At 72.8% G+C, this 7,412-nt stretch carries 4 protein-coding genes and 1 pseudogene; 3 read left to right on the top strand and 2 right to left on the bottom strand.

Annotation, left to right across the window (positions count from 1 at the left end; all coding sequences use genetic code 11):
- Window positions 1-127: 127 nt before the first annotated feature.
- From E1285_RS41820 to E1285_RS41810, 3 genes are all read left to right on the top strand, one after another.
- A complete protein-coding gene (locus tag E1285_RS41820; RefSeq protein WP_243723430.1) occupies window positions 128-2,998 on the top strand; it encodes an ATP-binding protein in 2,871 nt (956 codons plus the stop codon).
- Window positions 2,999-3,110: 112 nt separating this feature from the next.
- A complete protein-coding gene (locus E1285_RS41815) occupies window positions 3,111-4,973 on the top strand; it encodes a hypothetical protein (protein WP_132160297.1) in 1,863 nt (620 codons plus the stop codon).
- Between the two features lie 16 nt (window positions 4,974-4,989).
- The gene (locus E1285_RS41810; protein ID WP_132160295.1) at window positions 4,990-5,343 is read left to right on the top strand and encodes a DUF5955 family protein; all 354 of its coding nucleotides are present in this window, start codon (window positions 4,990-4,992) and stop codon (window positions 5,341-5,343) included.
- A gap of 7 nt (window positions 5,344-5,350) precedes the next feature.
- Here E1285_RS41810 and E1285_RS41805 read toward each other — a convergent pair whose 3' ends face one another.
- Window positions 5,351-6,550, bottom strand: a complete 1,200-nt coding sequence (locus E1285_RS41805; RefSeq protein ID WP_132160293.1) for a hypothetical protein — start codon at window positions 6,548-6,550, stop codon at window positions 5,351-5,353.
- 140 nt (window positions 6,551-6,690) lie between these two features.
- A pseudogene (locus E1285_RS41800) lies at window positions 6,691-7,412 on the bottom strand (hypothetical protein); the annotation flags it as partial.

Here is a 7,412-nt window from a genome sequence, read left to right as displayed (position 1 = left end):
GATGCGGGGCGTCCCGGAGGCTCGGAACCGCCAGGATGCTTCGGCGGAGTTCGCGTTGCCGGGGCCCTGGTACCGGATTCAGGCTGTGCCGGCGCCGCAGCGGGACGCGTCTGCTGAGTGGGATTTCGTGAGTGTGTTGCCTGCCGCGTTGTCGGCGGCGCGGCTGGGGCGGCCGTTCGTTGTCGGGTGGTTGTCGGCGGGGGGTGGGGCGCCGCTGGAGCTGATCACCAATGCGGGGCCGATCGGTGCGCCGGAGGCTGGGGCGGAGTCCTACGGGCTGTTGTTTCCTAGTGGCGCGCGTGGGGTTCCCATCGGGGACGAGTGGTTGCGGCAGGCCGAGGGGATGGCTTGGACGCGGTGTCCTGGGCGGCTTGCCCCGCAGGTCTCGGGGGCGGGTGCCGGGCCTGGGCTGTTCGAGGCGACGCTGGTCACGTTGATGGAGCGGCCGTTCGGGTGGTTCGTGGTCGCCGACCCGGGTGACGAGCGGCTGATCGAGACCGAGATGCGGGAGCTTCACCACGAGCTGCGGATGCTGCGGCGCGGTGAGGACGAGCAGGCCCGGCTCGCGGTCGCCCGCGCCGACCAGCGGCTCGCCGAGTTGGACGCCTTCCGCGAGGCGGGACTGTGGCAGGTGCGGGTCGTCGCCGGGGCCGCCACGCAGGACGAGCTTGGGCAGATCGCGCCGGTGCTGGTCGGGTCGATGGAGCTTGGCCATCATCCTTATCGGCTCAGGTCGGGGCAGGGGAGCGGTTCGTTCGGGGAGATGCTGCGGCCCGGCACGGCGCCCGTCACGGCACAGTCCGTGGCGCGGCCGATGGCGGAGTCGGAGCAGCGGTTCCCGTTCGTCGCGACGGCCGGGGCGCTCGCGGCGCTGGCCGGGCTGCCGCGGAGGGAGGTGCCGGGGCTGCGGGTGCTGGACGCCGGGTACTTCGACGTCACGTCCGAGACCGATGGGGCCTCACCTGCGGCGAGAGGTGAGGTGCAGATCGAGCTGGGCGCCATCCTGGACGGTCAGGATCGGCAGGTCGGGCGGCTCACCGTGCCGCGCTCGACGATCAACCGGCACGTGTTCGTGACGGGGTCAACGGGCGCGGGGAAGTCGCAGACCGTCCGGCATCTGCTGGAGCAGCTCACCCGCGCGGGCATCCCGTGGCTGGCGATCGAGCCCGCGAAGTCGGAGTACGCGGCCATGGCCGGACGCATCCAGGATCTCGGCGGGCCGGTCACGGTGGTGAACCCGTCCGACCCGGGGTCCGTGCCGTTGTCGGTGAATCCGCTGGCGCCCGAGCCCGGCTACCCGGTGCAGGCGCACATCGACATGGTTCGGGCATTGTTCCAGGCCGCGTTCGATGCCGAGGAGCCGTTCCCGCAGATCATGGCGCAGGCGCTCCAGCGCGTCTACGAGAACAACGGGTGGGACGTCGTGACCGGCGCCGGGGTGCCCGGCTCCCTCATCGAGCCCGCCGTCCCGACCCTCGAACAACTGCAGAACGCCGCCCTCCAGGTCATCCAGGACGTCGGCTACGGCCGCGAACTCATGGCCGACGTGCAGGGCTTCGTCGACGTCCGCCTCCGCTCCCTCCGCATCGGCTCAGCAGGACGGTTCTTCGAAGGCGGCCACCCCGCCGACATAGGCGGGATGCTCCGCGACAACATCGTCCTCGCCATCGAGGACGTCGCCAACGACGAGGACAAGGCGTTCCTCATGGGGACGCTCATCATCCGCATCGTCGAGCACCTCCGCATGCGGGAGCGCCGCCGTGACCGGAGCGACGGCCCTGCTCTCCGGCACGTCATCGTCATCGAGGAGGCGCACCGCCTGCTCCGCAACCGCGGCCCCGAACGCACCAGCTCACACGCCGTCGAACTGTTCGCGGGCATGCTCGCCGAGATCCGCGCGTACGGCGAGGGCATCATCGTCGCCGAGCAGATCCCGACCAAGCTCGTCCCGGACGTGATCAAGAACACGGCGCTGAAGGTCGTGCACCGGCTGCCCGCCCACGACGACCGGCATCAGGTCGGCTCGGCGATGAACCTGGACGCCGACCAGTCCCGCGAGGTCGTGTCGCTGCGTCCGGGCGTCGCCGCCGTGTTCGCGGACGGCATGGACCGTCCGCTCCGGGTGCGCGTCCCGCTGGGGGAGGGCCGCGAGGCGGAGCTGCCCGGCCCGCCGCCGCCGGTGGACGGCCGCCGGTCGGCCGCCTGCGGCTGCGAGTGCCGTTCCGGACGGGCCTGCACCCTCTACGAACTCCGCGAGGCCGACCTCGTCGCCGGTCAACCCGAATGGGCGTGGCTCCGCCTTTGGGCCGACACTCTCGTGCTGTCCCACGTCGTGAACCGCCCCATGCCAGCCGTGCCGCCTGAGCTGGGCCGCGCCTGGTCCCGCCTGACTCCGCGCCTCCGCGAGTGCGCGCTGGCGACCGTCCTGGAGAGGGCCGTGACGCGGCGCTCGCGGTCGCTGCGCACCGTCTACCCGCCGTCCGAGCTCACGGCGGCCGTCGCCGAGGTCGCCGGACGTCTCCTCGGCGGCGCCACGCCGGGCACCGCGCCCGGCCCGAACTGGGTGATCCCGCAGGTCAAGTGGCTGCACGAACTCGACCGCCTCTTCCCCTACGGCGACGGCGTCCCCGACAAGCACGCCGCCGCGCCGCCGCTCGACTACCAGCTTCCCGGCCTGAAGCAGCCGCCCGACCCGAAGCTCGGCCACCGCCTGCGCGCCCTGCGCCGCCACCCGCTGTCGATGGAACTCGAACGCAACCGCCCCATCGCCCTCACGGCCCTCTACGGCGACGATGACCAGGCGGGCTTCTACCAGGACCTCACGCTCGTCGCCATCGGCTTCGAAGAGGACGACCAGGTCGACCAGGTCGCCGGGACGATGCGCGTCACCGAATGGCTGGAACCCGTCCTGAGCTGGTTCGACCGCTTCGTGGCCCCCTTCGAGGACCCGTCCAAGGGCCTCCCCTTCCCCGGCCAGTCCCGTGACGACACCGAGTGACCGGAAGATCCAATCCCGTTTCGGCATTAACTCACGCACGGCGCCGCCTCGCCGCTAAGTTCTGCCCGTCACGGAATTCTCCGCCACACCGGGCCTGTGGAGGGATCGGCCTTTGGACGTGCAGACCGGCAGCCCGCCGAGCGTCGGCCTATTCCGCCACGGGGCCATGCGCGAACCCCGCACCGGCCCGATGCAGAACCTCACCCGCTACCTGTGCGCGGCGACGTACCTCGACAAGGACCTGTGCGACGCGGTCATCGACGAGTACGTGGACGAGGCGTATCGCGCGGTCGTCCCCTCCCACGGGTACGACCTCGAACCGGTCATCCGGCACGCCCGCCAGGCCCGCAGGATGCGCATCGTCCGCGACACCCTTCTCGTCGGGACCTGGGTCGGGCTGTTCATCGTCGCGCCCTTCCTCGCGGTCCCCTACGTCCTGCTTTTCGCCTACGGGACGCTGCTGACCCGCGTTCCCTGGCGCCGGCTGTCCGGGTGGCGGCGGCTGGGCATCGCCGTGCTGGCGCCATGGCCGCTGCTCTGGATCCTGAGCTTCGCCGGCTTCGGGCTCTTCGCGGTCTACATCCTGCCCGCTGGACTCCTGACCGGCACCGCGACGTACGGCAGCGTGGGACTCGGCGCCGCCCTCCTCCTGCTCGTCGTGATGCCACTGTCGCTGGGGCTGCCCGCCGTGGCGCTCGGGCACCTCGCGCTTGTCCTGCGCCGTCTCGCCCGGGACCTGATGCCGGGGGCGCACGGACCCGGGCCGGACCCCGGCGCCGGACGGTTCGCCGGTGCACTGGCCCATGTCCGCGCGTCCCAGGACGGCAACATCACCCTGTACGCGGGCGACAACCCGTTCATCGGCGCGGGGCACCCGCACTCCCCGGACGCACGCGTCTGGTCCGTCGTGCTGGAACTGGACAGGAAGGCGTCAGATCTCCTCGGCAAGCCGGCTCCGCTCGACGGGCCGGCGGGCTCCGTGCACGTGGATCCCGTGGTCATGCACGACCGGATCCGCGCCAAGCTCCACGAGATGCGCGACGAGCGGCCGGCCTCGGGCGACGGGCAGCGTCCGCTGCCGCCCAACGAGCGCATCGACGGCCTCGTCACCGGATGGCATGTCGCGGCGCGCGGCCGGTGCGTCCAGCGCCCGCGCCCGGTGGACGACCTCAACGCCGTCGTCTATGACGGGCACCCGCTGATCGACCGGGCGGGGCGCGTCCCCTACTCGACCGCGTCGCCGGAGGCCGTCGAGGCGGCGATCCGGCACCCGCAGGCCGGGGTCCGCTGCTTCCAGCGCGTCTCGATCGGCGCCCGGGGCCGGGCGATCACCACCCCCTCCGGCGGTGTGGTGGCCCCGGCGGAGGACCAGGAGGCCGGGCTGTCGGCCTTCGTCCACCTCGCCGTGGAAGGACGGATGCTGTACGGGCACTTCGCCGCGACCGTGCTCCCGCCCGTCCGTCCCGCCTTCAAGATCGTGGACGAGCTGCCCATGTGGGACGGCGGGAAGCTGCTGGGCAAGACGATCGTCTTCGGCTTTCCCAGCCTGTTCAGCGCACCGCTGCTCGCGCCCTACCGGCTCGCCGGGGCCCTCTGGCGGATCGTGCGGGCGACGCTCGCCGCGGAGGCGGGCCCCGACCCGGCGGCACAGCTCGTCCACGACTACGGGGCGCGGATCAGCGTGCGGGAGCTGGCCGCGGACGACCGCTTCCACGACTTCGTCCAGGAACTCGACGTCGACAAGTACACGCGGCTCATCGAACGGCGCGTCAACGAGGCGCTGCTCGACTATCTGGGCGAATGCGGCATCGACGTGTCCGCGTACCGCGCGCAGGCCGGCGTCATCATGAACGAGGGCGTCATCATGACCGGCGGGTCCGTGCATGGGCAGGTCGCCGCCGGACGCCGCGTCGACCAGCGGCAAGGCGGCGGCGGCAAACAGCGCGGCGCCGGACCGGGCGGCATCAAGCCATGACCGATCTGGAGGAGACATGACCGAGCAAGGTGGCCGGGGTATCAGCATCGGCGGCAACGCCAGCGTCTCCGGCCAGATCGCCACGGGCGACAACGTCACGCAGAACCAGCAGATCAACGCGGCGCCGTCGCCGGAGCTCGGTGAGGCGCTCGCGGCGGTCGAGCGGCTGCTGGAGGCGCACACCGCCGACCTCGACGAGCCCGGCAGGGCCCGCCGCGACCTCGCCGACATCCGGGAGGAGGTCGAGTCCGGCGACGCCGACACCGAACGCGTGGAAGGCGCACTGGCGCGTCTCGGCCGCCGGGTGGCCGGCGTGTCGGTGCTGGCCGAGGCCGTTCAGCGGCTCGCCGTCACCGCGGGAATCGGCTGAGCCGCCCTTAGATGTCGCTTTCGGTGCGGGCGGGGAGGCCGGACTGCTCGGCCACGGGCGCCCAGTAGCCGAGGAACTCGCTCTTCGCGCTGCTCGCGCGCTGGTTGACGTCCGCTACCTCCGCCTCGGTCGGGCAGCCGGGGGAGACGTCCAGGTAACGCTGGTTCGACTCGGTCGACGCCTCCAGCGCGCGGACGAGGGCGTCCTTCATCTGGGGGCCGTTGTCGAGGGCGCTCACGTCGAGTTCGCGGGCCTTCTCCAACTGGCCCTTGCGCATGTCCAGGACGCGCTGCAGGCCGCTCGTCTGGCAGCCGGCGACCACCACGCCACCGAGGTCGGAACGGGTGGTGCCCATGTCCTTCAGCAGGTCGTCCACCGCCCTGGCCTGCCCGTCGACGTCGCCGCCGGGCTCCTCCTCGGTCGCGGGCGCGGTGCTCTGGCCCTGCGCTGACGGCACGTCCCCACCCGGCTGCGCGGGCGCCTCCGACCCGCTCGGCCAGAACACGATGCCGAGGGCCACCCCGAAGAGCAGCACCGCCCCCGCCGCGGCCAGGAAGTACGGCATGTTGCTCTTCTTCGGCGGTGCGGGCGGCTGCCAGATCGCCGACTCGGCCCACGGCTCGGGGGCGAGGTGCGTCGTCGTCTCGTCCGACGGCGGCATGGGCGTGGTGTAGTCCGGTGGGAGGCCGGACGGCTGCCAGTGCGCGGGCTGGCCCCACGGTTCCGGGGAGAGCTGCGTCGATGCCTCGTCCGGCGGTGGCGGCGGGGCCTGGCCGGGCGGCGGGCCAGGCGGAGGGCCGGGCGGCGGCTGGCCTGGCGGGGACTCCCACTGGACGGGCCCCTGCGCGGGCCCCTGCGGCGACGCACCCCATGACGGAGGCACCGGCCCGCCCGAGGGTGGAGGCGCCTGCTCACCCGGGCCGGGCGTGCCGCCGCCCAGCGGGTCGCCGGCGGTCGCCTCCTCGCCCCGCGCATGAGGGGTCGTCGCGGGGCCGTGCGGGTCGTGGATGGTCGCCTCCTCGCCCTGCGAGTGGCTGCGGGTGGCGCTGGCCTGCGGGTCGCCGGTGGTCGCGCTGCCCTGCGGGTCGGCGGTGGCCGCTTCGCCTTGCAGGTCGCCGACTGTCGCGTCGCCGTGCGGGTCGAGGGTCGTCGCGTCCCCGCCCGGCGGTGAGTTGAGCGGCGCGTTGCAGCGCGTGCACCGGGGCAACGCCGGAGTGGTGTCGCTTCCGCAGCCCGGACACCGCATGAGGCCCCCTACCTCGCGAGGTACAAACGGTGACAAGATACTCCGCCGTCAACCGGCGCGGGCGGTCCGTCCCGACGTCGCAACCGGGTCGTGACCGGCCGTCAGACTCGCTTCCAGCTTCGCTGCGGCTGGCCGGTCTTCTTGGCGACGGGGTTCCACAGGACGACGAACTTCTGCTTCGCCGTCGTCGCGCGCCGCTCGATGGCCGCGCGCCCGGGGACCTGCGCCGCCGACGGACGGGGCTTGCCCCTGCAGTTGCGCTGGTTCTTCTGTGCCCACCGCAGCAGGACCTGGTCGACCTGCAGCGACGCCGTCAGCGCGTTGGCGAGCGACCCGCGCAGGCGCTCCCCGTTCGCGAGCTTGTCGACCTCGAGGTTCCGCGTGCGGCTCAGCTGGTTCTGGCGCCGCTGCGCGACTTTCTCGAACCCTCTGATCGCCTGCGGCAGCGTCTTGCACTTGCCCGCCCGGCCGAGCGCGCCGCCCAGCACGCTGCGGGTCGCGGCGCTGTCGTCCAGGACCTTGTTCAGGACCGCCGCCTGCTGCTTGGTCTCGGCCGGGATCTCGTCCTTCTGCGCCACCTGCGTGTTGCCCGGCGACGGGGAACTGCTGGTGCTGGTGCTGGCGGACGAGCTGTCACCCGACGGCCACACGACGAACACCACGCTCCCGACCGCGATCGTCACCAGCGCGGCGACGGCGGCGAGGAGCGGCTTGCTCGTCCCGCCGCCGGAGTTTCCGCGCTGGGGCGGCGGATAGCCGCCGTATCCGGGGTCGCCCGGACCGCCCATGGGCATGCCCTGCCCCGTCGGCCCGCCCATCGGCC

The sequence above is a fragment of the Actinomadura sp. 7K507 genome (assembly GCF_004348425.1).
Taxonomy (GTDB): Bacteria; Actinomycetota; Actinomycetes; order Streptosporangiales; family Streptosporangiaceae; genus Spirillospora.
Note: the sequence above shows the minus strand (reverse complement) of the source record. Positions and strands in the feature narration are given on the sequence as shown.